Below are 24,788 nucleotides of genomic sequence, written 5' to 3' on the forward strand. Positions count from 1 at the left end.
GACCTACCCCCGAGCCGATCCAGTAACCTTGCGTGACGACACGGTCACTCCAAGGAGTTTTTGGTGACACTCTGCTCGCCGTGACCCCATCGAGTGCACCGAGTGAGCTACGACTCGGCCGACCGGGTTGCATGAACATGCATCGAAGTGCATACTTTTCCTATGTCTAAGGTAATGACCTCTCTGCCCGTCGGGGAACGCGTCGGCATCGCCTTCTCGGGCGGTCTCGACACCTCCGTCGCGGTCGCGTGGATGCGCGACAAGGGCGCGGCGCCGTGCACGTACACCGCCGACATCGGCCAGTACGACGAACCCGACATCGCCTCCGTGCCCGGGCGCGCCCACGCCTACGGGGCGGAGATCGCCCGGCTGGTCGACTGCCGGGCCGCCCTCGTCGAGGAAGGGCTCGCCGCACTGACCTGCGGGGCCTTCCACATCCGTTCCGGCGGGCGCGCGTACTTCAACACCACCCCGCTCGGCCGGGCGGTCACGGGCACCATGCTCGTGCGCGCCATGCTGGAGGACAACGTCCAGATCTGGGGCGACGGCTCCACCTTCAAGGGCAACGACATCGAGCGGTTCTACCGCTACGGCCTGCTGGCCAACCCGTCGCTGCGCATCTACAAGCCCTGGCTGGACGCCGACTTCGTCACCGAGCTCGGTGGTCGCAAGGAGATGTCCGAGTGGCTGCTCGCCCACGGGCTGCCCTACCGGGACAGCACGGAGAAGGCGTACTCCACCGACGCCAACATCTGGGGCGCCACGCACGAGGCCAAGACCCTCGAACACCTCGACACCGGCCTGGAGAGCGTCGACCCGATCATGGGCGTGCGGTTCTGGGACCCGGCCGTCGAGATCGAGACCGAGGACGTCACCGTCGGCTTCGAGCAGGGCCGCCCGGTCACCATCAACGGCAAGGAGTTCGCCTCCGCCGTCGACCTGGTGCTGGAGGCCAACGCCATCGGCGGCCGGCACGGCCTGGGCATGTCCGACCAGATCGAGAACCGGATCATCGAGGCCAAGAGCCGCGGCATCTACGAGGCGCCGGGCATGGCCCTGCTCCACGCGTGCTACGAGCGCCTGGTCAACGCGATCCACAACGAGGACACCCTCGCCACCTACCACAACGAGGGCCGCCGCCTCGGCCGCCTGATGTACGAGGGCCGCTGGCTGGACCCGCAGGCGCTGATGATCCGCGAGTCCCTCCAGCGGTGGGTCGGCATGGCCGTCACCGGCGAGGTGACCCTGCGGCTGCGGCGCGGTGAGGACTACTCGGTCCTGAACACCTCCGGGCCGGCGTTCAGCTACCACCCGGACAAGCTCTCCATGGAGCGCACCGAGGACTCGGCCTTCGGGCCGGTGGACCGCATCGGTCAGCTGACCATGCGCAACCTGGACATCGCCGACTCCCGCGCCAAGCTGGAGCAGTACGCCGCCATCGGCATGGTCGGCAGCTCCCACCAGGCTCTGATCGGCGCGCAGGCCACGTCGACGCCGCTGATCGGCTCGATGCCCGAGGGCAACGCCCAGGAGATCGCCTCGCGCGGCGAGGCCCCCGGCGGCGACAAGCTGCTCGACAGCGCCGCCATGGAGTTCGGCGCCGACTGACGGGCGCACCACGTGGGACGGAGGGAGGCCCGGCGGATTCGCCGGGCCTCCCTTTTCGCGTCGGGCCTCCCTTTGGCGTCGGGTCTCCCTCGCGTCGATCCGCCGCGCGAGACGCCGGGCGCCGGGTCAGCTGGTGAAGAACTCGCTGATGTGCTGGGCGACCTGGTCGGCGCGGGTCTGGTGCATCCGGTGCCCGCCCGGCACGGTGATCAGACGGCAGTCGGGGATGCGCGACGCCACCTCCGGCAGGAGTGCCTGCGGCAGGGTGCTCTCGGGCCCGCCGGCGATGATCATCGTGGGTGCGACGATCTCGCCCAGTGCCTCCGCCCACTCGGGGTCGGGTTCGGAGAGCTGGGCGTGGACCTCGGGTACGGCGTTCTCGTCGTAGTCGACCGGCCCTTCGGCCCGCCCGGCCGGTCCCGGATCGCCGGGGAACGGCGCGGGGGTCTCCACCAGGACGAGCCGCTCGACCCGGTCGGCGTGCTCCTCCGCCAGCAGCAGGGCTACCGAGCCGCCCATGCCGTGGCCCACCAGCCCGACCCGGTCGAGCTCGCACTCGTCGAGGAAGCCGACCACGTCGTCCCGCATCTGCTCGAACGCGTACTCGTCCGGCCAGTCGCTCTCGCCGTGCCCGCGCAGATCGAGGGCGTACACCCGCCACTCGGCGCCGAGCAGGGACCCGGTCGCCTCCCAGTCGGCGGACGAACCGCCGAGACCGTGCAGGAGGACGACCGGCGAGCCGAAGGGGTCGCCCCACGTCCGGTACGCCAGCCGCACATCGCCGACATCCACAACAGACTGATCTTCCATGCCCCTGACGCTACAGCCGGTGGGCGGGGTGACATGCCCGCACCCCTGCCTGGCAGGCTTACGGGGTGAACCGCACCGCCCGTCCCGCCGTCCGCCGCTCCCTCGCGACCCTCTCCGTCGCCCTGCTGGCCACCGCCCTGCTGACCGCCTGCTCCGGCGCGGACGAGGAGGCCGAGAGGAATCTCGACGACCCGGCGAAGAAGCGGATCGCCATGGAGCTCGTCTCCAGCGCGGAGAACTCCACCCTGGACTGGCGGGACCAGTACAAGTACATCGAGGACATCCACGACGGCCGGGGCTACACCGGCGGCATCATCGGCTTCTGCTCCGGCACCGGGGACATGCTCGACGTGGTGGAGCGGTACACGAAGGCCCGCCCCGGCAACACCCTCGCCCGGTTCATCCCGGCCCTGCGGGCGGTCGACGGAACCCCCTCGCACACCGGTCTCGGCACGCCGTTCACCGAGGCGTGGGCCGCCGCGGCGAAGGACTCCGCCTTCCGCGCCGCGCAGGACGAGGTGCTGGACGAGGCGTACTTCGACCCGGCGGTCGACCGGGCCGAGAAGGACGGGCTCAGCGCCCTGGGCCAGTTCATCTACTACGACGCGTACGTCATGCACGGCGCCGGCGACACCGAGGGCACGGTCGGCTTCACGTCCATCCGCCGCCAGGCACGCGCCGCCGCCGACACCCCGGCCGACGGCGGCGACGAGGAGACCTACCTCAACGCCTTCCTCGACGCCCGGGTGGCCGCCATCGCCAAGGAGCCCTCGCACACCGACACCAGCCGGATCGAGACCGCCCAGCGCCGGTTCGTGACCGAAGGCAAGCTCCAGCTGGAGACCCCGCTGCGCTGGAAGGTGTACGGGGAGAGCTTCCGGATCGACCGCTGAGGCGACCGGACGCGAGCGGACCGGTCCACTCACGTCCGTACCGCCCGCCGAACACCCGCGCAAGCGGCCACAACCGTGGCCCGGCGGGCGCTCGGTGCACCGGGCACCCTTCCGTGCGCGCCGGTCCGCTCCGCCGACGCCCCCGTGCTTCCGTACGCGGTCGAACGCCTCCGCGCGCCCACGACGCATCGACGCCCCGGCCCGTTGACGATCCGGAGGCAGACATTCCGATGCCCCGGTGCGGGTGCGGGTGCCGTGCGGTACGGGTCCCGGCACCGGTCGGTGGCCGGTGCGTGTGCCGTGCGCTGCGGGTCCCGGCGTCGCAGGTACGGGTGCCGCGGGGAGTGCGGCACGCCTCTCCCCGGAACCGCCTCGCACCGCGCCAGCCGAGCGGTGCGGGGCTCCCGGGCGGGTGACATGGCGTTTCCACCGGAACGGGAGCCGGCTGAGGCACGAAAGGCCTGATAGGAAGCTCGCGACAGAGCAGATGATCAACGTTTCTCCGCTGGAGGACAGGTGTCTCACACCCAGGCCGCCGATGTCGCGTTCCGCAGAAACGACGCCTCCCCCGGTCCGGCCGGCCGGGCGCGTACCGCAGGCGCCGGCCGCCGTACCGCACTCCCCTCGGCCACCGTCGCCGTCGCCGCCGCCGTCGGACTGGCCTTCACCGTCGCCCCGGCCACCGCCCTGGCAGACTCTCCGGTTCAGGAGGTGGCGATGCGTCACGAAACGTTCCGACCGGTCGAGTCGGCCCCTACGGTCGGGCTGGACGACCCGGCGAAGAAGGAGATCGCCATGGAGCTGGTCTCCAGCGCGGAGAACTCCTCCCTGGAGTGGCGGGACCAGTACAAGTACATCGAGGACATCGGCGACGGCCGCGGCTACACCGGCGGGATCGTCGGCTTCTGCTCCGGCACCGGCGACATGCTGGGGGTGGTGGAGCTCTACACCGAGCGCGCCCCGGGCAACCTCCTCGCACCGTTCCTGCCCGCACTGCGCGAGGTCGACGGCACCGACTCGCACGAGGGCCTCGGCTCCCGGTTCACCGCCGCCTGGGAGAAGGCCGCGCTGACCGACCCGGTCTTCCGCCAGGTGCAGGACGACGAGCGCGACCGGGTGTACTTCGACCCGGCCGTGAAACAGGCGAAGGCCGACGGGCTCGGCACACTCGGCCAGTTCGCGTACTACGACGCGCTCGTCATGCACGGCGAGGGCGACGACAGCGCGAGCTTCGGCGCCATCCGCAAGAGGGCGCTCGCCTCGGCCCAGCCGCCGTCGAAGGGCGGCGACGAGACGGTCTACCTGAACGCGTACCTCGACGCCCGGGTGTGGGCCATGCGCCAGGAGGAGGCCCACTCCGACACGACCCGGGTCGACACCGCGCAGCGGGTCTTCCTGCGGAACGGCAACCTCGGCCTGAACCCGCCGCTCGACTGGAAGGTGTACGGGGACAGTTACCACATCGACTGACGCGTCGGCACTCCCCGTCCCGCCGGGGTCGGGCCCGGCCGGACGGGGCGCGCAGGGGAGGTCAGTCCCCGGCGGCGAGCCGCGCGAGGCGTCTGGCCTCGTCGCGGGTGGCGACGGCGACGGCGTCCTCGTCCACGGTCGTCAGGCGGCCGTTCTCCACGACCGGCCTGCCGCCGACGAGCGACAGGGTGACGGGCGCCGCCGCGCCGAGGACGAGGGCCGCGACCGGGTCGGCGATGGAGGCGTGGGCGAGCGTGTCCATCCGCCAGAGCACGAGGTCGGCGAGCTTCCCGGCTTCGAGGGAGCCGATCTGGCCGGCCCGTCCGAGCACCCGGGCCCCGCCGTACGTACCGAGCCTCAGCGACTGACGCGCCGTCAACGCCCGCTCCCGGTGCGGCCCCAGACGGTTGACGAGGACGGCGTTACGGAGTTCGGTGTGGAGTTCACCGGACTCGTTCGAGGCGGTGCCGTCGACGCCGAGGCCGACCGGGACACCGGCCGCGAGCATGTCCGGCACCCGGGCGATCCCGGCGGCGAGGCGGGCGTTGGAGGAGGGGCAGTGCGCGACGCCCGTACCGGTACGCGCGAACGCGGCGATGTCGGAGTCGTTCATGTGGACGCAGTGGGCCATCCACACGTCGTCGCCGAGCCAGCCGGTTGACTCGAAATAGTCCGTCGGCCCCATCCCGAACAACTCCTTGCAGAATTGCTCCTCCTCCACGGTCTCCGAGCCGTGGGTGTGCAGCCGGACCCCCTTGGCGCGGGCCAACTCCGCTCCCTGTCTCATCAGTTCGGTGGACACGGAGAAGGGTGAGCAGGGCGCGACGGCCACTTGCGTCATCGCGCCGAACGACGGGTCGTGGTGGGCGTCCACGGCCGCGGCGGTGGCTTCGAGCGCGCCGTCGAGCGTCTCCACGGCGAAGTCCGGCGGCAGCCCGCCGTCGCTCTCGCCACGGTCCATGGAGCCCCGGGCCAGGGTGAACCGTACGCCGGTGTCCCGGGCGGCGCCGATGATCGCCCCGGCCAGATCGCCGGAGCCCCGGGGAAAGACGTAGTGGTGGTCCATCGCGGTGGTGACGCCGCCGCGCGCCATCATCGCCAGTGAACCCTGCGCCGCCGCGCGGACCATGGGTTCGTCGATGCGGGCCCAGGTCGGGTAGAGCGCAACGAGCCAGTCGAAGAGGTTGTGGTCGGTGGCCAGGCCCCGGGTGATCCACTGGTAGAAGTGGTGGTGGGTGTTGACGAGCCCGGGCGTGACCAGGTGACCGGTGCCGTCGATGCGGCGGGCCACGTTCGCCAGCCCCTCCGGAGCGCGGCCCGCACCGACGGACTCGATGCGGTCACCCGCGACGACGACGTGGCCGTCGGCGTACTCGGTGTCGTGCGCGTCGACGGTGGCGACCGCGCAGTTCTCGATGACGAGGCGCTGGGGCCCTGCCTGATCGGTCATCGTGCTTCCTTCGGTAAGTGCGGTGCGGGCGACTGGTGTTGCGCGGCAGACCTGGCCCCGCCGCCGCTCAGAGGTTGGTGAGGTCCGCCGGGATCGACTGCGCGGCGCCTTCGCGCAGCACGGTGGCCTCGATCAGTCCGTAGGGGCGGTCGGCGGCGAGGTAGACGGCACCGTCCTCGGAGGCGTTGCCGAGTCCGAACGGCTCCAGGTCGACCAGGAAATGGTGCTTGTTCGGCAGCGAGAACCGGATCTCGTCGATCTCGTCGCGGTTCTCGATGACCCGGCTGCCCATCTGATGGAGCGTCTGCTGGAGGGAGAGGGAGTAGGTCCCGGCGAACGCCCGGAGCAGATGGGCGCGGGCCTGCTCCCAGGACTCCTCCCAGTGGGGCATCTCCTGCGTGTCGTCGGACCAGTTGTACCGCCAGCGGGCGGACACGTCGGTGGCGAGGATGCGGTCGTACGCTTCCTTGAGGGTGGTGTACCGGTCCTTCGCGTAGCCCCAGAACTCGGAGTCGGTGGAGTTCAGGACGGTGAGGTCCTTCACGCCGGAAATCACCTCCCAGCGCTCGCCGTCGTAACGGATCTGCGTGGTGCGGACCTCCTGCCCCTTCCGTACGAAGGAGTGGCGCGGGGCGTCCGGGCCGGTAGCGGCGGGGTCCTCGATGCGTTCCCAGGCGTACTCCTCGATGCGCACGCGCGCCCGGGCGATCGCGGGCTGGGAGCGGACGAAGTGCCGGGCGAGGTGGATGCCGAACTGCTCGGCGGAGTCGATGCCGTGTTCCTTGGCGAACGCGTACACCGTGTTCTTCATGGTGTCGGTCGGCAGGACGTGGGCGTTGTCGCCGGAGATGTGGACCTCGTCCAGGTCGCCGGAGAGGGAGACCGAGACGTTCAGGTCCTTGATGTGGTGGGTGGTGCCCTCGCGCACGATCTTGACGACCCGGTTCTCGGCCTTGCCGTACTGGTTCTGGCCGAGCACCACGGTGCGCGGCCGGGGGGCGGTGGCCTCGGGGGGCTGCTGGGCGTGTGTGGTCATGGGTGCCGGGACCTTTCTGCGGGAAGCGGGAAGCGGCGCCGTCAGGGGTGCGGGCCCGGGGCGTACGGACAGGGCGTGGTTCGGACGTGGTTCGGACGTGGTTCGGGCGGGGTGCGTAAGGGATGCGCACGGGGTGCGTACGGGGTGCGTACGGGTACGGCGAGCCGCCCCGCCGCGGAGGTGATCACGTCAGCGACGGGGTGGGCCGCAGGCCGGCGGGACCTCAGCTGCCCCGGTAGACGGAGTAGCCGAACGGGCTGAGCAGCAGGGGTACGTGGTGGTGCTCGCCGGGACGGACGGTGAAGGTGATCGCCACCTCCGGAAAGAACGTTCCGCCGTCGGCGGACGGAGCGGCCGGTCCCTCCGCCCCCGGGGCGAAGTAGGCCCCGGTGTCGAAGTCGAGCCGCACCTGGACCGCCCCCTCGGGCAGGGCGGGCAGGTCCGCGCAGCGGCCGTCCGCGTCCGTCACCGAGCCGCCGAGCGGCGTCCACCCGGCGGTGGCGTCGGGGCGGGTGGCCAGGCGGACGGGGACGGAGGCCGCGGGGCGGCCGATGCTGGTGTCCAGGACGTGCGTGGACACCGAGGCGGTGGTGTCGGTGCTCAGGACCGTCACTCCCCTTCGGTCAGGAGGCGGGTCAGCCGGATACGGTTGATCTTGCCCAGCTCGGTGCGCACGATCGTGCTCTCCCGCTCGGGCGTGTTCCCCGTACGGGCCCGCAGCGCGTCGCGCATCTGCCCGGCGGTCGCCCCGGTGGCGCAGATCAGGAAGACATGGCCGAAGCGCTCCTGGTAGGCCAGGTTCAGTTCGAGCATCTCGGCCCTGAGAGCGTCGGAGGCGCCCGCCATCCCGCGCTGTTCCCGCGCGGAGACGGGGTCGCCGGGCTGGGGCCGCCCGATCGGCGGATGACCGGCCATCGCCTCGGCCAGGTCGTCCACGGACAGCGCGGCGGTGGCCGCGTCGCTCGCGGTGAGCAGGTCGTCGGCGGTGGCGAAGGGGTGCCGCGCGAGAAGGGCGGCGCCCCAGGCACCGCTGGAGCAGATCTCGGTCAGTACGTCGGCGACGTCGTCGTGCGCCAGGGCGTTGAACCGGGCCAGGCCCGGTGGGGAGCTCGATGTCACGGAGCCTCCGCGCTGATCGTCGCTGTTTCGTGCTGTGCGCCGTGCGGGCTGCGAACAGCTAACGCCTCCGCGCGACGCTGCGTCAACACTTTGTTGAAATTGGCCTGTCGGCGTCGAGGGGGGCGGCCCCGCGTGCCGCACGAGCGGCTCCCTCGGGCCTCAGGCTCCCTTCTCGCGGTTGAGGTAGTTGTAGACGGTGAAGCGGCTGACCCCGAGGGCGCTCGCCACCGTCTCCACCCCGTGCCGTACAGCGAACGCGCCCCGGGCCTCCAGGGTCCGGACCACGGACTGCTTGGCCCGGCGGTCCAGTCCGGCCAGCGGGCCGCCGTACGTCCGCTCCATCGCGGAGAGGATGTGGTCCAGGGATTCCGAGAGCTGCGGCAGCCGTACGGCCAGGACGTCCTGGCCCTCCCACGCGAGCACCACGTCGTCCGGCCGTGCCCGTCCGACGTCCAGCAGTTCGGCGCCCATCGCGTCCACCAGCGGTTTCACGGCGGCGACCAGGGGGTGGCCGGGGGCGAGGTGGCCGGCGGCGGGAAGCCCCGGAGCGAGGTGGTCCGGGGCGGGATGGCGCTCGGCGGGGCGGTCAGGGGCGGGGCCGGCACTCACCGCTCCTCCCCCTCGGCGATCACGTTGACCTGGAACGAGATCCGGGTGGCCCCGGCCGCGAGGGTGCGCCGGAGCAGCGTGTCCACGGCCGCCAGCACCACGTCCGCTCCGCCCTCCGCCGTGTTGCCGAAGGGACCGACGTCCACCGCGTCCAACGGGGCCGCGCCGATGACCTCGCGTGCCACCACCGCGTGCGCCGGGGCCTCGTCGAGATCGAAGGGTTCGGTGGTGAATTCCACCCTCAGACGCACGGTGCCTCCCCAGGAGTTCCGGCCGGTGTGCGGGCCGGCTCGGCCCCGACTGTAACTCGGCCCGATAACGGCTCCGACGGCCCGGATCGGCCGAAAACCGCGCCAAACGCCTTACCGGGGGCCGGTCTCTGGAGGACGATGTGCGGAGGCGGACGCCGGGCGGGATGCGGAACGGTCCGAGCCCCCGCCCTCCGTCCACCCCTGCCCCACGCCCCCCATTCACCCGCTCCCCCTCACCTCACCCACCCACTCCCCCACAGAACGCCGCGTCGGTACCCGGGCGCCGGCGGAAGGAGACGCTGTGGAACCTGTGCACGTGCGCTGCCCCGCCTGTCTGCGTGACCACGCGTTCGTGATCCCGGTCTACTCGTGTCCCTGCGGCGCCCCAACCGCCCTGCGAACCGTGCGCGGGGCACCCGCCACCGTGATCACCCGGCGCGTCTGGGCGGACTGCTGGGTCACCGCACGCTGCGCCGCCTGCGGGCGCGACGACCACTGGCCGCAGCCGGAACTGGGCTGCCCCTGCGGTACGGTCCTGCGCGTCCCGGTCCGTACGGAGCCCCCTGCCGTCCCCGTACCGGAAGCCGGGACGGAACCCGGGACAGGAACCGGGACGGGAACCGGGGCGGAACCCTGGACGGAGCCCGGCGCGGCCCACGGCCCCCGCGCGGAACCGGAAGCCGGCGCCGCGCCACCCGCGCACATCCCGCTCCCGCGCACCGCGCCCCCTCCGCGCCCGCCCTTCCGGCCCGTGCCGGTCCGCACCGCGCGGGACGCGGTGACGGCGGCCGGGCTGTATCTCGGCTGGCTCGGCTTCCAACGGGTCGTCCAGCCGCTCGAACGCCCCGCCTCACGCGTCGACCTGCGGGCGGACGGGGCACTCGCGCAGGTCGAGACGTCGACCTGCGCGACCGGGGTGCGCGAGATCGAGTGCCTCTGGCTGAACGCGCTGAGCGCGTCGGTCTCCGGGGTCTTCTTCTCGCTCGCGGGATACGAGGAGGCGGCCGTCCGGCGCGCGGACCTGGTGGCGATGCCGCTGTTCGCCATGGACCTCACCGGCACTCCGCGGCCGGTCAACGGCGCCGCCGAGGATCTGCTGGGCAGGGGGGCGTAGGGAGCCCGGCACGAGGACATGAGGGGCCCGGCACGGGCGCCGTCGGGTGCGGCCGGCACCGACTTCCGGAGTCCCGGCACCCCGGCGGCCCGGCGCTCGCCATACTGGCCGTATGCGCATCCGCTCCGCCAGACGCTCCGATCTCCGCCGCCTCCAGGACATCGAGCGCGCCGCAGGGGAACCGTTCAGAGCCCTCGGAATGGCAGACGTCGCCGACGACGAACCGCCCTCCCTCGAACTGCTGGAGAGTTACCGGGCCGCCGGACGCTGCTGGGTGGCGGCCCATCCCCACGCCCCCGCGGACGAGAGACCCGTCGGCTATCTGATCGCGGACCCGGTGGACGGCGCCGCCCACATCGAACAGGTGTCGGTCGATCCGTCCGCGGCGCGGCTGGGCATCGGCCGGGCGCTCATCGATCACGTGGCCGTGTGGGCGGAGGGGCAGGGGCTCACCGCGCTCACCCTGACGACCTTCTCCGGCGTCCCGTGGAACGCGCCGTACTACGCGCGCATCGGGTTCACCGTGCTGCGCGAGGACCAACTCACCGAAGGACTGCGGCGGATCAGGGCCGAGGAGGTGGGCAGCGGGCTGGACCGCCGCCCCCGCGTCTGCATGCGCCGCGAACCGGCCCGGATCGTGCTGCCCCGGCCCGTCACCCTGACGACGGTCGCCCCGCCCCCTTCCCGGGGGCCGGTCCTCGCCCCTCGGACCGACGTTGTCAGTGGCGAACGCTAGCGTGTGGGCATGGATTTGACCTCTCGTCACGCAACCTCCGGCGCTCCTCGACCGTCCGGTCCCGCGAGCACGGCCGATCCCACGAGCCCGACCGGCGCCACGTCCGCACCCGGCGGCGAGCACCCCGCGAGCCCCTCCGCCGCCGAGACCAACGACGCCATCCGCGCCCTCGTGGACTCCCGTGCCGGACGCGACTGGTCCTCCGAGGCGTACGAGGTCCTGCTCATCGAATGGGCGGCGGCGACCCGGGGGCCGGCGCCGGAAATAGTCGAGGCCGCCTGAGGCACCACCGGCCGCGACCGGCAGGGTTCGCCGGTCGCGGCCCCGGGTCACCGCAGGTCGCCCTCGGCGTACTCCGTGCCGGCCGCGCGGGCGGTCCGCTCGCGCAGTTCGACCCGGCGGATCTTGCCCGAGATGGTCTTCGGCAGCTCCGCGAACTCCAGCCTGCGCAGGCGCTTGTACGGGGCGAGGACGGCCCGGGAGTGCTCGAACAGCACCTTCGCGGTGTCCGGCCCGGGCTCCCAGCCCTCGGCGAGCACGACGTACGCCTTCGGTACCGACAGCCGGACCGGATCGGGGGCCGGCACGACCGCGGCCTCGGCGACGGCCTTGTGCTCCAGCAGGGCGCTCTCCAGCTCGAAGGGGGAGATCTTGTAGTCGGAGGACTTGAAGACGTCGTCGGAGCGTCCGATGTAGGTGATGTACCCGTCCTCGTCGCGCGAGCCGATGTCGCCGGTGCGGTAGTAGCCGCCCGCCATCGCCTCGGCCGTGCGTTCCGGGTCCCCGTGGTAGCCGGCCATCAGACCGACCGGGGCCGCGGAGAGATCGAGGGAGATCTCCCCTTCCGTGGCGCCGGGTTCACCGGTGACCGGGTCGAGCAGCTCGACCCTGTAGCCCGGGGTGGGGCGGCCCATCGAGCCGACTTTCACCTGCTGGCCGGGTGAGTTGGCGACCTGGACGGCGGTCTCGGTCTGGCCGAAGCCGTCCCGGACGGTCACGCCCCACGCCCGCCGCACGGTCTCGATGACCTCGGGATTGAGCGGCTCACCGGCGGCGACGACCTCACGCGGCGGGTTGGCGAGCTGGGTGAGGTCGGCCTGGATGAGCATCCGCCAGACGGTCGGCGGCGCGCAGAAGCTGGTGATGCCCGACCGGTCCATCTCGGCCATCAGCCGACTCGCGTCGAAACGCTGGTAGTTGAAGATGAAGACGGTCGCCTCGGCGTTCCAGGGGGCGAACAGGTTGGACCAGGCGTGCTTGGCCCAGCCGGGCGAGGAGATGTTGAGATGGACGTCTCCGGGGCGCAGCCCGATCCAGTACATCGTCGCCAAGTGACCTACGGGGTACGACACATGGGTGTGCTCCACCAGCTTGGGGCTGGCGGTCGTGCCGGAGGTGAAGTACAGCATCAGCGGCTCGTCGGGGAGCGTCTCCCGGTCCGGTACGTACACCTCGGAGTGCTCGTCGGCGCCCGCGTAGGGGAGCCAGCCTTCGGGGACCCGGGCTTCGTCGCCCGCACCGCCGACCGCCATGCGCGTGTAGGAGCCGGGCACGTCGTCGAACTTGCCGGTGTCCTCGGCCCGCACGATCACATGGCGGACCCGGCCACGGTCGACCCGGTCGCGGAGGTCGAGCGGCCCGAGCAGCGGGGTGGCGGGGATGACCACGGCGCGCAGCTTCATCGCGGCGAGTGCGGTCTCCCACAACTCGACCTGGTTGCCGAGCATGACGAGGATGCGGTCGCCTTCGCGCACCCCCTGGGCGGCGAGCCAGTTGGCCGCCTGGTTGGAGCGGGCCGACATCCGGGCGAAGGAGGTCTCGCTGCGGCGGCCGTCCTCCTCCACGATGTGCAGGGCGGTACGGTCGTTGCCCTCGGCGATCACATCGAACCAGTCGAGTGCCCAGTTGAAGCGGTCGGCCCGGGGCCACCGGAATCCCTCGTAAGCGGTCGCCCAGTCCTCGCGGTGCTGGAGCAGGAAGTCCCGGGCGGCCCGGAACGTCCCGGTCGCGCTGGTTGCCGACATGTGTCCTCCTCGTTGTGGACCCGAACCGGTCGCCTCACCCGATTCAACCAGCCCCTCCTGTCACCGGGCCCCGTCCGTCACCGGGGGAGATTCACCCGCCGGAGTCCCCGAAGTCAACGAAGTCGGCGAAGCGGACGTCGTGCGCGCCCGCGTCCGTCATCACGGTGAGCAGGCGTACGGCCTCCTCGGCGACGGCTTCCCGGTCCGCGCGGCCGAGCCGGCCCAGCGGCTGGACGGTGGCGGTCGCGGTGTCGTCCGTACGGTCGAGGCGCCAGATCGCGGCGAGGAATCCGTCGACGAGCACGGTCCCGTACGCCTGGTTCCCCTTGCCGTTGCGCCCGCTGAACACCGCCGGTACGACCCGGGTTCGGTCGGCGTGGCCGAGGAGCACGTTGTCGAACTCGGGCAGGAAGCGCGGCGGGGCGGGGAGGTCCGGGTCGGGGCGCGGGGCGTCGGGGAGGTCGAAGAGTTCGACGCCGTTCTCGTCGCGGAAGGTGACGAGTTGTGGCCGCAGCCGGTCGAAGACCTCGCGCATCCGGGTGAGTCCGGCCCAGCTCTGGAGGTCCTTGACGGAGGCGGGGCCGAAGGCGGCGAGGTAGCGGAGCACCAGGGTGTCGGGTTCCGTGGCGGCCTGCGCGGAGCGGCCGAGCCAGTGCTCCAGCGTGGTGAGCGTGACCTGCCCGCTCCGCTCCCAGAGGCCCCGGGGGGTGGTCTGCGCCAGGGGAAGCGCGCAGCGGGCCGCCACGGTGAGGGCGAGCGGGTCGGCGTCCGGCCATTCGGCGAGGAGCGCGGTGCGCAACTCCTTGACCGTGCGGGGCCGTTCCTCGACGAGTTCCCGGCTGATCTCCTTGAGCCGGTCGAGGTCCACCCCGGTGAGCCCCTGCCGGAAGAGTTTCAGTTCGCGGTCGCGGGCCGGCTGGACGAGCGGGCGGACGGTGAGGGCGTCGTCGGCGGTGTGGGTGTGGATCGTGGAGCGCAGGGTGACGATGCGTACGACCTCGCGCGACTCCATCAGCGCGGAGAGGTCGGCGGGGTCGAAGTCGGCGAGGCGCGAGAAGAGCTGGAAGTAGGGCGGACGGGTGTTCTGCGCCTGGAGTCCGACGAGGTGGGCGACGGCGTCCTTCGGGGACATCTCCGAGCGTTCGAGGAGGAGTTGGCGGTGGAGCGTGGCCCGGTTCAGCACGCGGGCGGAGAGCACGGCCGGGCGCACCGGCCCGGGGGCGGGGCGGGGTCCGGGAGGGGTCTTCTGGGCGGCCATGTCCGGCACGGTACGCGGACTCGCGGACAGTTCCTGTCCGCGAGGAGGGTCGCCGGCCCGATGTTCCACCGTGCGGGCGGTGAAGGGGCGGCTCGGGCGGGCCCATGCGGCCGGCCTTCGACGACACGATCCGGCCGGAGGCTGTCGCGTCAGAATGGGCGCCGAGGGAGAGGAGACACCCATGGGCGCCTACGTGTCGATCAGAGGGTGGCTGCAGTGCGACGAGAGGCAACTCGTCGCGATCCAGGAGATCATCTCCGCGTACGAGGACGGCCACTACACCGACGGATGGGGCACACCCCGTCGGCATGTCAACTGGATCCACTACGTCTTCTACGGCGCCGACATCCGCGAGTCGTCCCTGGGGTGGTTCACCGACCAGCTCAGGGAGATCGCCCGGATCCCCGCTTCCGACGGCGACCTGGACCTCGTCCAGGGATTGTTCCTCGCGGGCCACGAGACCGACGGGACAACCGAGTGGCAGGTCCGCGACGGCCAACTCTTCATCACACCGGCCGACGTCAGACATGAGTACCTCGGTACGTAGTCCGGTGGCCGGGGCTGCCGTTCCGGGGGGGGCGCCCTCCCGGATATGGACCGGCCGGGGTCACCGGAGCCGCCGACACACTCGGGCAGCCCGTGTGACCGGGGCGGGAGCCCTCCCGCCCGCATGATGGACCGGTGATCAGCGTCCTGTTCGCCGTCCTGACCGCGCTCAGCAACGGCGCCGCCTCGGTCCTCCAGCGGCGGGCGGCCGTCAACGTGCCGGACTCCGCGGCGATGCGGCTCTCCCTCTTCGGCCATCTGCTGCGCCAGAAGGTGTGGCTCGGGGGGATCGCGCTGGTGATCGTCGCCGCCGTCTGCCAGGCCGTGGCGCTCGCGACCGGACCGATCGCGGTGGTGCAGCCGATCTTCGTGATCGAGCTCCCCTCGACCCTGCTGCTGGCCGGGTTCGTCATGCGCGTCCAGGTCCCGCGTCAGGTCTGGTACGGCGTCGCGGCCGTGACGACCGGCCTGGCCCTGGGCATGGCGTCGGCGGCCCCGGGCGGGGGGCACGACACCGTACGGGGCACCGCCTGGGTCGTGGCGCTCCTGGTCACCGGGATCTTCGAGGCGGCCCTGATCGTGGCGGCCCTGGCCTCCCGGCGCAACGTCCGTGCGGCGCTGCTCGGGCTCGCCGCAGCCTGCGGGTACGCGCTGACGGCGGCCCTGATGAAGGACGCCATGGGCCGCCTCGACGGATCCGGCGGGGTGACCCAACTGCTCGCCGCCTGGCAGCTCTACGCCACGGCGGCGGCCGGGGTCGGAGCGCTGTACCTGCTCCAGAACGCCCTTCAGGCAGGCACGCTGGTGGCGGTCCAGCCGATGCTGACGCTCGGCGACGCGCTGATCAGCATCCTGTACGGGGTGACGCTCTTCGGCGAGACGCTGCGCACCGGATGGTGGCTGCTGCCGGAGCTGGTGGCGGTCGTCCTGATCGGCGCGGGCTGCCTGGAGCTGTCGCGGTCACCCCTCGCCTCCGGCAACCCGCTGCCCCCGCGCCGCGTGAAGTAGACGGTTCCCCGCCGGACCCCGGTCCCGCCCACCGGCCCGGCCGGGCGTCGGTCGCACCCTGCCCGTCACGCCCCGCCCGTCGCGCCCCGCCGGACACGTACCGCCCGTCACGCCCCGCCGGTCGCCCCCGCCCCCTTGCCCGTACGCCGGCCGTGCCGGCGCCCGGCCACCACGTCGGCGATCGCGGCGACGAGTCCGGCGAAGACGAAGGCGACCGAGACGATGAGGCCGTGGTCGTACGCCGTGGCCCACCCGTCGTCGGTGACCTGGGCGAAGAAGACGGACCCGACCGCGGCGATGCCGATCGCGGAGCCGACGCGCTGACCGGTCTGCAGGGTGCCGCCCGCGCTGCCCGCGTGGGCCACCGGTACGTCGGAGAGGGTGAGCGTCTGGTTGGGGGCGATGACCAGCCCGCTGCCGATGCCGCCGAACAGCAGGGGGGCGGCCATCGCCCATCCCGCGTTGTGCCCCGGTACCTGGTGCACGGCGAGGGCCGTTCCCGCCAGACCGACCGCGACCATGGCCAGCCCCACGACGACCAGCGGGCGTCCGAACCGCCCCACCAGCCGGCCGCCGATCATGGCCGAGAGGCCCGAGCCGACCGCGAACGGGGAGATGGACAGACCCGCCTGGAGGGCGCTGTAGCCCAGCCCGGCCTGGAGGTAGAGCGTGGTGACGAAGAAGATCGAGGTGAACCCGGCGAAGTACAGCAGGATCAGCAGACAGCCCAGCCAGTACGAGCGCAGCCGGAAGAGCGAGAGGTCCAGGACCGGCTGCGTACCCCCGCCCGCGCAGCGTGCCTCCCAGGCGACGAAGGCGGCGAGCAGCGCGGCGGCGCCGAGGAGCAGCAGCCACTTCTCGTCGCCGTGCCACTGCTGGGCCTGGACGAAGGGCAGCAGCAGGCAGAGCACGCCCGCGCCGAGCAGCAGCACGCCGAACGGGTCCAGGTCGCGGGCGCGGACATGGCCCGCCGACGGGGTGTCGGGCAGCAGCTTGCGGGCCAGCAGGAGGCAGACGACGCCGAGCGGAAGGTTGACGTAGAAGACCCAGCGCCAGCCCTCCTCGGCACCGGCCAGCTGGATCAGCAGCCCGCCGAGCAGCGGTCCCACGGCGGTGGAGATGCCGACGACCGTACCGAACATCCCGAAGGCCCGGCCGCGTTCGCGCCCGGAGAACATCTGCTGGATCAGGGCGGAGATCTGCGGCGAGAGCAGGCCGCCCGCGAGCCCCTGGACCAGTCGGGCGACCACCAGCCAGAGGCTGGACTGGGCGGCGCCGCAGGCGGCGGAGGCGAGCGTGAAGAGGGCGAGCCCGAGCATGAACACCGGGCGCCGTCCCCGTGCGTCGCCGAGCCGCCCGGCCGGGATCAGGAAGAGCCCGAAGGCGAGGGCGTAGCCGGAGAGCACCCACTGGAGGTCCGATTCGGGGGTGTGCAGGCCTTCCTTGATGGAGGGCAGCGCCACGTTGACGATCGAGACGTCCAGCAGGGTCATGAACCCGGCCACCAGGCAGACCGCGAGGGCCCGCCACCGGTGGGGGTCGGGTTCCTCCTGCCCGGAGCCGCGGGAGCCGGAGGGGGAACCGGGGGGTGTGCCGCGCCCCTGCGGACCGGGACGCGCCGCGCTCGGAGTCATGCTTCGGACCCTACGGGGTGTCCCGCCGTCCTCGGCGGATCAGCGCGCGGCGTCGGACGCGGTGCGTCACCCGGTCCCGGCCGTGCCGTCCGTACCCGCCGGGTGTCCCCCGCCGTCCGCTCCCTCGTGCTCGAACACATCACCGTCGGGTACCCGCCGCACCGGCAACTCACCCACACGATGCGGGGAATTAACCTCTGATGCCTTGTCATGCATGTTCTACGCGCATAGCTTTCTGCTCTCACTACACACTTTGGGGGCAGTACCCGTGCAGATATCCAGAGCCCGTTCGGCCGCGCTGGCCGGTGTCGTCGCCGTCGCGCTGTCGGTGACGGCCCTGCCCGCAGCCTTCGCCGCCCCGTCCGCGAGCGCCGTGATCTCGGAGGTCTACGGCGGCGGGGGCAACTCGGGTGCCACGCTCACCCGTGACTTCATCGAGCTGGGCAACGCGGGCGGCGCGGCGTTCGACCTCTCGGGGTACAGCGTCCAGTACCTGCCCGGGACCCCGTCCGCCGGCTCGCTCTGGCAGGTGTCCCCCCTCGCCGGCTCCGTCGCCCCCGGCGGCCGCTACCTCGTGGCCGAGTCCGCCGGTACGGGCGGCACGGTCGCCCTGCCCACCCCGGACGCCACCGGCACCGTCGCGATGGCCGCGGGCAGCGGCACGGTCGCCCTGGTCTCCGGTACCACCCCGCTCACCTGCAAGACCGCGGCCGACTGCGCCGTCGACACCCGGATCGTCGACCTCGTCGGCTACGGCTCCGCCATCGTCCGCGAGACCGCCACGGCTCCCGCCCCGTCCGCCACCGCCTCCGTGGCCCGTGCTGCCTCGTTCGCCGACACCGACGACAACTCCGCCGACTTCGCCGCGGGCGCCCCGACCCCGGTCAACACGGCGGGCCAGACCTCCGGCGGCGGCTCCACCGACCCCGGGGAGCCGGGCGGGCCTACCGAGCCGGGCACCGTCCGGGTGCACGACATCCAGGGCACCACCCGCCTCTCGCCGCTCGACGGCCAGTCCGTCACGGCGGTACCGGGCGTCGTCACCGGGGTCCGTACGAGCGGCTCGCGCGGTTACTGGCTCCAGGACACCGCCCCGGACGCGGACGCCCGCACCAGCGAGGCGGTCTTCGTCTTCACCGGCTCCGCCGCTCCCGGCGTCATCGCCGGTGACTCGGTCCTGGTCAGCGGCAAGGTGGACGAGTACTACCCGGGCACCGGCACCCAGTCCGTCACCGAGATCGGCACCCCGAAGACCACGGTGCTGTCGCACGGCAACGCCCTGCCCGCGCCGGTCGTGCTCGACGCGTCCTCGGTACCCGCCGCGTACACGCCCACCGCGGGCGGCGGCTCGATCGAGTCGCTCCCCCTCCAGCCGGACACCTACGCCCTCGACCTGTACGAGTCCCTCGAAGGCGTCCGCGTGCAGATCGCGGACACCCGGGTCATCGGCGCGACGAACTCGTACGGCGAGATGTGGGTCACGGTCAAGCCGGACGAGAACCCGAGCGCACGCGGTGGCACGCTCTACACCTCGTACACCGACCAGAACACCGGGCGCATCGAGGTGATGTCCCTGGACACCGCCAAGCCGGTTCCCACCGCGAACGTGGGCGACGTGCTCTCCGGTACGACGACGGGCGTCCTGGACTACGTCTCCTTCGGCGGCTACGCCCTCCAGGCCACCGAGGTCGGCACGCGGACCGACAACGGGCTGAAGCGCGAGGTCACCCGCAAGCAGAAGAAGAAGGAACTCGCGGTCGCCACGTACAACGTGGAGAACCTCGACGCCCTCGACGACCAGGCGAAGTTCGACACCCTCGCCTCGGGCATCGCCGTCAACCTCTCCTCGCCGGACGTGGTCTCCCTGGAGGAGATCCAGGACGACAACGGCGCCACCAGCGACGGCACCGTCGGCTCCGAGGCGACCCTGAAGCGCTTCACCGACGCGATCGTCGCCGCCGGCGGACCGAGCTACTCCTGGCGCTACATCGCCCCCGAGGACGGCGAGGACGGCGGTGAGCCCGGCGGGAACATCCGCAACGTCTTCCTCTTCAACCCGAAGCGGGTCTCCTTCGTGGACCGCCCGGGTGGCACCGCGACGACCGCCGTCACCGCGGTGGACACCCGCAAGGGCGTCGAACTCTCCGCCTCGCCCGGCCGGATCAACCCGACGAGCGCCGCGTGGGCGGACAGCCGCAAGCCGCTGGTGGGTGAGTTCCGCTTCGACGGCGAGACCGTGTTCGTCATCGGCAACCACTTCGCCTCCAAGGGCGGCGACCTGCCCCTGCACGGCAAGAACCAGGAACCGGAGCGCAGTTCGGAGGTCAAGCGCATCCAGCAGGCGACCGAGGTCAACACCTTCGTCAAGTCGCTGCTGGCGGCGGACAAGTCGGCCAAGGTCATCACGCTCGGCGACCTCAACGACTTCGCGTTCTCCCCGGCGGTGACCGCGCTGACCGACGGCAAGGTCCTCAAGCCGCTGATCACGACGCTGCCCGCGAACGAGCAGTACAGCTACGTGTACGAGGGCAACTCCCAGACGCTGGACCACATCCTGACGTCCCCCGGCGTCCGCCGGCTCGACTACGACGTGGTGCACATCAACGCGGAGTTCGCCGACCAGGCGAGCGACCACGACCCGCAGATCGTCCGCGTGAAGCTCGGCGGCGGCTCGGCCAAGGGCAAGAAGCACGACGAGAAGAACCACGGCAAGGACAAGAGCAAGAACGACGGCAAGGACAAGGGGCACGGGAAGGGGAACTGATCCCCGCCACTGACCCGTACCGGTGATCAAGGGGGCCGTCCGTTCGCGGGCGGCCCTCCGCCGTGCACGGCACTCGACGCGTGTGTACGAATTCCTCCCCGGCTGCAACCGAACGGCTCCCCCGGCGCACTCAAGAGGTGACGGGCGGCGATCGGCCGCTCCCGTCCAGAGCTGCACCACGGGGGGAATCATGATCGGCACTACGCGAACGGCCAGACGCACGGCGGGGATCGTACGGCGGTACGCCCGGGGCGGGCCGGCGGCGCTCGGCATCGGCATCGCCCTGCTCCTGGCCGCCACGGGGTGCGAGAGCTCCGGGAGCGAATCCACGCCCGCGGCACCGTCGGCCACCGCACCGGCGACCGCCGCGTCGACCCAGTCCGCCGCGACACCGACCGGGACGGCCACCGCCTCGCCGTCCTCCGGACAGTGCCCCGGAGCGGCCGGCGAGACCCTGCGTCTGTCCGGCCACCGGATCGAGCACGACATCATCTATCTCGCCACCGAGGAAGGCGGGTGGGACTGTTCGGACGCCGCCACGCCCCGGTGGAAGGGGACCGGCGCGAAGCGCGACATCCGGATCGCGGAGACGGCCGGGGTCGCCGTCGCACGGCCCTTCAACTCCTCGGCCACCAATCAGCCGATCGAGTTGTCCCGCTTCCTGGAGCGGATCGACACCCTGGCCCGGAACTCGGCCGATCCGCTGGTGTTCAGCTACTCCACCGACCCGGCGAGCGGCCTGCTGGTCCAGCTGACCCAGGAGCAGGCACCCGAGCCGACGGGCTGACGGGCTGCCCCACCGGCGGCCTGAACGCCCCGTGGCGCCTCAGGCACCGGCCCGGCCCGGCGCGGCGTACTCCTGCGGGATCGCCGGGCCGGGCCTCCGGTCGGCGGGGAGCGGGCGGTCCGTGAAGAAGCGGGCCGCCAACTCGGCGACATCATCCGCGCGTTCCAGGACCACCCAGTGATCGGCGTCGGCGAGCGTGAGGAACCGGCTGCCCTCGACGGTCGCGGCGAACTCGCGCTGCCGCTCCGGGGAGGTGACCGTGTCGTGCTCACCCGCGAAGACCAGCGCGGGCACCCCGGTGAGCCCGCCGGAGAAGTCGGGCCGGTCCCCCAGGGCGCGTACCAGCGAGTCCGCCGCGTGCGGCGAGGTGCGCAGCGCGGTCAGGAAGGACCGCCGCACATAGCGCTGGGCCAACGCGCCCCGGTGGACGTACCGTTCGGGGTCCATGCACATCAGCGCCTCGGCCGCGAGGGTGGCGAGGCCCTCCGGGTCGCCGGCGGTCATCCGCTCCACCGCCCGCTGCCAGTGGTCGCGTTGGGCCGGTGAGATGTGCGCGGGGACCCCGCCGAGAGCGATCCGGGCGACCCGGCCGGGATGGTGACGGGCCCAGTCGAAGGCGATCGCGGTGCCGTACGAGAAGCCGAAGAGGTTGACGCGCGGGGCGCCGAGGTCGTCGACGATCCGGGTGACCGCCTCGCGGAGCAGTACGGCGCTCGGTCCGGGCGGCAGCGCACCGGCGCTTCCCATGCCGGGGAGGTCGGCGGTCACCACGTCGGCGAGAGAGCCGAGGTGGTCGTCCATCTGGGGCCACCCGTACATGCCCTGGAGCGCGCCACCGAGCACCACCACGGGCTCGGTCACGGTCACCGGGCCCGGGACCACGACGGCGCCCTCGCCTCCCGGTGCGCGAGCCGCGTCCGGCCCGGAGCCCTGCCCGGGTACAGGTGCGGATACGGGGCCGTCGGGGCCGCCGCCGTGCTTCAGCAGGCGGTAGGCGAAGGGCACCCCCTCCACCGCCAGCGTCCGGATGATCTCCTCGCCCATGGTTCGGTCTCCTCCCGCCTCAGGCCCGGGTCAGAATGAGGGCCGCGTTGTGGCCGCCGAAGCCCAGCGAGGTCTTCGCCGCGTGGTCGAAGGTGTGCCGCCTGGCCTCCTTGCTCACCACCTCGACCGGGATCTCCGGGTCCGGCGCGTCGAGATTGACGGTGGGCGGGACCAGTTGGTGCTGGAGCGCGAGGACGGTGAGGGCCGTCTCGATGCCTCCGGCGGCCCCGAGGGTGTGCCCGGTCATCGCCTTCGTCGAGGTGACGAGGGCCTGGTCGCCGAGGACCCGGTGGAGCATGGTCGCCTCGATCAGGTCGTTGGCGACCGTCGAGGTGCCGTGCGCGTTGACGTGGCCGATGTCCGCGCCGGTGAGCCCCGCGTCCGCGAGGGCGGTGCGCAGCGCGCGTTCGACGCCGAGGCCGTCGGGCTCGGGTGCGACGGTGGAGAAGGCGTCGCTGGCGGCGCCGTAGCCGCTGACGTGGGCGCGGACGGCGGCGCCCCGGGCGCGGGCGTGGTCGGGGTGCTCCATGACCAGCAGTCCGGCGCCCTCGCCGACGACGAACCCGTCGCGGTGGGTGTCGAAGGGGCGGCAGGCGGAACGCGGGTCGTCCCGCCGGGTGGAGACCGCCTTCATCTGGCAGGCGCTGGCGATCAGGAGCCGGGAGCAGACCGACTCGGCGCCGCCCGCGATCACGATGTCGCAGGCCCCGGTGCGCAGGAGCTGGTGCGCCGTGCCGATGGCGACGGTGCCGGAGGAGCAGGCGGTGGAGACGGCGAGGCTGGGACCGTGGACGGTGAGGTCCAGGGTGACGCTGCTGGCCGCGCCGTTGACGACGACGAGGGGGGCGAGCTTCGGCGAGACCCGGCGTGCGCCGCGTTCACCGAGGGCGGTGTGCTGTTCGTCGTAGAACGGGAGTCCGCCGTGGGCGGAGCCGATCACGACGCCGACCCGGGAGCTGTCCCAGACCGAGGGGTCGAGTCCCGCGTCGGCGACGGCTTCGCGTGCGGCGATGACCGCGAGTTGGGAGAAACGGTCCATCAACCGCTGCGCCGCGATGCCGAGTTCGGCCCGGGTGTCGAGGCCCGTGACGGTGTAGAAGAAGTCGCAGGGCAGGCCTTCGAGTTCGCTGCGGTGCAGCACCGAGGGCTCGTCCCCCTCGCCGCGGACGCCGCGCCACGAGGCGTCGGTGCCCACTCCGGCGGCGGTGATCAGGCCGATGCCGGTCACGGCGGCGTGGAACGGTTCCGGGCGGGGGCGCGGCCAGGGCCCGGGGACCGGCCGGCCCGTCATGCGGTGACCTTGTCGTGCACGGCGGAGACGAGCCGGCCGACGGTGTCGCGGGAGGTGATCTCGACGTCCTCCAGGTCGACGTCCATCCGGTCCTCGATGAGCAGCCTCAGCTCTTCCAGGGCGAGGGAGTCCAGACGTAGCCGTCGGAGCGGCACATCGTCCCCGATCGCATCGGGGTCGGTACCGAAGTTCGACACCAGCAGGTCGGTGATGTGTTCCGAGGTGCTCATGGGGCGCTCCTCCGCTCGGGGACGCGGTGACGCCTGCCGCGTGGGGATGAGGTGGGCCATCGGGGGACGCCGGCTGCTCCGAAGGGCCCTTTATACGCCCTCGCGGAGCATGATCGGCCCCGCGTTCCCCCGTGCGGAGGGGGTCTGGGCAGGTGTACGAATCCGTGGCCGCCGCCCGGGTGAACGCCGCCGCCGGACGGCCTTGCGGTCCGGGCCCGCCGTGGACGCCCAACACCCCTGTCGGGGTCGCCTCTTGGGCCCGTACACTCCGCGATCATGACAACGGAAACACTGAGCACGGACGCCTCCGCGACCGAGGATCCCGCCCTCTTCGCGACCATGTCCACCGTGCGTGCCATGCGCCGCCTCTCGCCGGAGCCGGTGCCGTACGAGACGGTGGAGCGACTGGTCCAGGCGGCGGTCTGGGGGCCGAGCGGCGGCAACATGCAGGCGTACGAGTACGTCGTGGTGACCGACCGCCAGGTCATGGCGGAGCTCGCGCCGCTGTGGAAGCGGTGCGTGGACGCCTATCTGGCGACGACGGGGAAGTACGCGCCGAAGGGCATGGACGACGCGGCGTACGGCCGGATGGTCGCGGCGATCGAGTACCAGCGCGACCACTTCGCCGACACGCCCGCGCTCGTCGTGCCGTGTTACCGGTTCCCCGAGCCCCGCCTGGACGAGGAGGGCCTGATCGCCTCCGCCGTGGCGCTGGGGCCGGTGGCGAGCGAGCAGCCGATGGCCTCGCAGGAGCGCTTCCAGGCCCTGGCCGAGGGCGCGTGCGTCTATCCGGGGGTACAGAACCTCCTTCTGGCGGCGCGCGCTCTGGGTCTGGCCGCCAACGTCACCATCTGGCACCTGATGCTGGAGCAGGAGTGGAAGGAGGCGCTCGGCATCCCCGAGGAGATGCGGACCTTCGCCGCGATTCCGGTGGGGTGGCCGAAGGGGAACTTCGGCCCCGTCCGCCGCCGCCCGGTCGCCGAGGTCGTGCACCGCGACCGCTGGTAGCCCCTGCTTCCCCCGGAGCCCGCCCCCGTTCGGGAGGCGGGCTCCGCCATGTGCCGACGCTTCGTCAGCATCCTTGCGCCGATGGGGTGTTGACCCGG

24 protein-coding genes are annotated in these 24,788 nt (G+C 72.3%); 11 read left to right on the forward strand and 13 right to left on the reverse strand.

The features are described from left to right. Positions 1-162 precede the first annotated feature (162 nt). Entirely contained in the window at positions 163-1,608 is a 1,446-nt protein-coding gene (argG, locus tag ACWCWD_RS25600) for an argininosuccinate synthase (RefSeq protein ID WP_450776015.1), read from the forward strand. Positions 1,609-1,734: 126 nt separating this feature from the next. Here argG and ACWCWD_RS25605 read toward each other — a convergent pair whose 3' ends face one another. Then, positions 1,735-2,418: an alpha/beta fold hydrolase gene (locus tag ACWCWD_RS25605; protein WP_450776017.1), complete on the reverse strand. Its 684-nt coding sequence runs from the start codon at positions 2,416-2,418 to the stop codon at positions 1,735-1,737. Between the two features lie 65 nt (positions 2,419-2,483). Here ACWCWD_RS25605 and ACWCWD_RS25610 point away from each other — a divergent pair, with 65 nt between their 5' ends. After that, positions 2,484-3,311, forward strand: coding sequence for a chitosanase (locus tag ACWCWD_RS25610; RefSeq protein WP_450776019.1), 828 nt, complete (start codon positions 2,484-2,486; stop codon positions 3,309-3,311). A 711-nt stretch (positions 3,312-4,022) separates the two neighbouring features. Continuing rightward, positions 4,023-4,781 (forward strand): chitosanase, encoded by a 759-nt coding sequence (locus ACWCWD_RS25615; protein WP_450776113.1) that lies wholly within the window; start codon positions 4,023-4,025, stop codon positions 4,779-4,781. A 61-nt stretch (positions 4,782-4,842) separates the two neighbouring features. Here the strand turns inward: ACWCWD_RS25615 and ACWCWD_RS25620 are convergent, their stop codons facing one another. The 6 genes from ACWCWD_RS25620 to ACWCWD_RS25645 all read right to left on the reverse strand — a co-directional run bounded on the left by ACWCWD_RS25620 (position 4,843) and on the right by ACWCWD_RS25645 (position 9,246). Then, entirely contained in the window at positions 4,843-6,231 is a 1,389-nt protein-coding gene (locus ACWCWD_RS25620; RefSeq protein ID WP_450776021.1) for an 8-oxoguanine deaminase, read from the reverse strand. A gap of 67 nt (positions 6,232-6,298) precedes the next feature. Beyond that, the gene (pucL, locus tag ACWCWD_RS25625; RefSeq protein ID WP_450776023.1) at positions 6,299-7,267 is read right to left on the reverse strand and encodes a factor-independent urate hydroxylase; all 969 of its coding nucleotides are present in this window, start codon (positions 7,265-7,267) and stop codon (positions 6,299-6,301) included. Between the two features lie 223 nt (positions 7,268-7,490). Continuing rightward, positions 7,491-7,871: a hydroxyisourate hydrolase gene (uraH, locus tag ACWCWD_RS25630; RefSeq protein WP_450776115.1), complete on the reverse strand. Its 381-nt coding sequence runs from the start codon at positions 7,869-7,871 to the stop codon at positions 7,491-7,493. Positions 7,872-7,876: 5 nt separating this feature from the next. Beyond that, positions 7,877-8,386, reverse strand: coding sequence for a 2-oxo-4-hydroxy-4-carboxy-5-ureidoimidazoline decarboxylase (uraD, locus tag ACWCWD_RS25635; protein WP_450776025.1), 510 nt, complete (start codon positions 8,384-8,386; stop codon positions 7,877-7,879). Positions 8,387-8,545: 159 nt separating this feature from the next. Next, positions 8,546-8,857 (reverse strand): helix-turn-helix domain-containing protein, encoded by a 312-nt coding sequence (locus tag ACWCWD_RS25640; RefSeq protein ID WP_327180220.1) that lies wholly within the window; start codon positions 8,855-8,857, stop codon positions 8,546-8,548. Between the two features lie 134 nt (positions 8,858-8,991). Continuing rightward, positions 8,992-9,246: a hypothetical protein gene (locus ACWCWD_RS25645; protein ID WP_450776027.1), complete on the reverse strand. Its 255-nt coding sequence runs from the start codon at positions 9,244-9,246 to the stop codon at positions 8,992-8,994. Positions 9,247-9,547: 301 nt separating this feature from the next. On the opposite strand from ACWCWD_RS25645, the gene ACWCWD_RS25650 reads away from it, so the two are divergent. The 3 genes from ACWCWD_RS25650 (at position 9,548) to ACWCWD_RS25660 (ending at position 11,378) form a co-directional block, all read left to right on the forward strand. Further along, positions 9,548-10,360 (forward strand): hypothetical protein, encoded by an 813-nt coding sequence (locus ACWCWD_RS25650; protein ID WP_450776029.1) that lies wholly within the window; start codon positions 9,548-9,550, stop codon positions 10,358-10,360. Between the two features lie 112 nt (positions 10,361-10,472). Next, positions 10,473-11,096: a GNAT family N-acetyltransferase gene (locus tag ACWCWD_RS25655; RefSeq protein WP_450776031.1), complete on the forward strand. Its 624-nt coding sequence runs from the start codon at positions 10,473-10,475 to the stop codon at positions 11,094-11,096. A gap of 9 nt (positions 11,097-11,105) precedes the next feature. Next, a complete protein-coding gene (locus tag ACWCWD_RS25660; RefSeq protein WP_450776123.1) occupies positions 11,106-11,378 on the forward strand; it encodes a hypothetical protein in 273 nt (90 codons plus the stop codon). Between the two features lie 47 nt (positions 11,379-11,425). Here the strand turns inward: ACWCWD_RS25660 and ACWCWD_RS25665 are convergent, their stop codons facing one another. Both ACWCWD_RS25665 and ACWCWD_RS25670 read right to left on the reverse strand, forming a co-directional pair. After that, on the reverse strand, positions 11,426-13,120 hold the full coding sequence (locus ACWCWD_RS25665; RefSeq protein WP_450776033.1) for an AMP-binding protein: 1,695 nt from the start codon (positions 13,118-13,120) through the stop codon (positions 11,426-11,428). A 91-nt stretch (positions 13,121-13,211) separates the two neighbouring features. Then, positions 13,212-14,378: a winged helix DNA-binding domain-containing protein gene (locus tag ACWCWD_RS25670; protein WP_450776035.1), complete on the reverse strand. Its 1,167-nt coding sequence runs from the start codon at positions 14,376-14,378 to the stop codon at positions 13,212-13,214. A gap of 181 nt (positions 14,379-14,559) precedes the next feature. Here ACWCWD_RS25670 and ACWCWD_RS25675 point away from each other — a divergent pair, with 181 nt between their 5' ends. Both ACWCWD_RS25675 and ACWCWD_RS25680 read left to right on the forward strand, forming a co-directional pair. Then, positions 14,560-14,925 carry a hypothetical protein gene (locus tag ACWCWD_RS25675; RefSeq protein ID WP_450776037.1) on the forward strand — a complete coding sequence of 122 codons (366 nt, stop codon included), beginning with the start codon at positions 14,560-14,562 and terminating at the stop codon, positions 14,923-14,925. Positions 14,926-15,059: 134 nt separating this feature from the next. Then, positions 15,060-15,932: a DMT family transporter gene (locus ACWCWD_RS25680; protein ID WP_450776039.1), complete on the forward strand. Its 873-nt coding sequence runs from the start codon at positions 15,060-15,062 to the stop codon at positions 15,930-15,932. Positions 15,933-16,039: 107 nt separating this feature from the next. On the opposite strand, the gene ACWCWD_RS25685 is transcribed toward ACWCWD_RS25680, so the two are convergent. After that, complete coding sequence (locus ACWCWD_RS25685) at positions 16,040-17,566, reverse strand: MFS transporter (RefSeq protein WP_450776041.1); 1,527 nt, start codon at positions 17,564-17,566, stop codon at positions 16,040-16,042. Between the two features lie 268 nt (positions 17,567-17,834). Between ACWCWD_RS25685 and ACWCWD_RS25690 the strand changes: the two genes are divergently transcribed. Continuing rightward, complete coding sequence (locus ACWCWD_RS25690) at positions 17,835-20,330, forward strand: endonuclease/exonuclease/phosphatase family protein (protein ID WP_450776043.1); 2,496 nt, start codon at positions 17,835-17,837, stop codon at positions 20,328-20,330. A gap of 190 nt (positions 20,331-20,520) precedes the next feature. Further along, positions 20,521-21,117, forward strand: coding sequence for a hypothetical protein (locus tag ACWCWD_RS25695; RefSeq protein WP_450776045.1), 597 nt, complete (start codon positions 20,521-20,523; stop codon positions 21,115-21,117). 39 nt (positions 21,118-21,156) lie between these two features. Here the strand turns inward: ACWCWD_RS25695 and ACWCWD_RS25700 are convergent, their stop codons facing one another. The 3 genes from ACWCWD_RS25700 to ACWCWD_RS25710 are packed head-to-tail and all read right to left on the reverse strand — an operon-like array spanning position 21,157 to position 23,682. After that, positions 21,157-22,161, reverse strand: coding sequence for an alpha/beta fold hydrolase (locus ACWCWD_RS25700; RefSeq protein ID WP_450776047.1), 1,005 nt, complete (start codon positions 22,159-22,161; stop codon positions 21,157-21,159). A 19-nt stretch (positions 22,162-22,180) separates the two neighbouring features. Next, the gene (locus tag ACWCWD_RS25705) at positions 22,181-23,452 is read right to left on the reverse strand and encodes a beta-ketoacyl-[acyl-carrier-protein] synthase family protein (RefSeq protein ID WP_450776049.1); all 1,272 of its coding nucleotides are present in this window, start codon (positions 23,450-23,452) and stop codon (positions 22,181-22,183) included. Further along, a complete protein-coding gene (locus ACWCWD_RS25710; RefSeq protein ID WP_450776051.1) occupies positions 23,449-23,682 on the reverse strand; it encodes an acyl carrier protein in 234 nt (77 codons plus the stop codon). Before ACWCWD_RS25710 ends, ACWCWD_RS25705 begins: the two co-directional genes overlap by 4 nt. A 276-nt stretch (positions 23,683-23,958) precedes the next feature. Between ACWCWD_RS25710 and ACWCWD_RS25715 the strand changes: the two genes are divergently transcribed. Beyond that, positions 23,959-24,690: a nitroreductase family protein gene (locus tag ACWCWD_RS25715; protein ID WP_450776053.1), complete on the forward strand. Its 732-nt coding sequence runs from the start codon at positions 23,959-23,961 to the stop codon at positions 24,688-24,690. Positions 24,691-24,788: the final 98 nt, after the last annotated feature.

Source organism: Streptomyces sp. NPDC001493 (genome assembly GCF_053597235.1).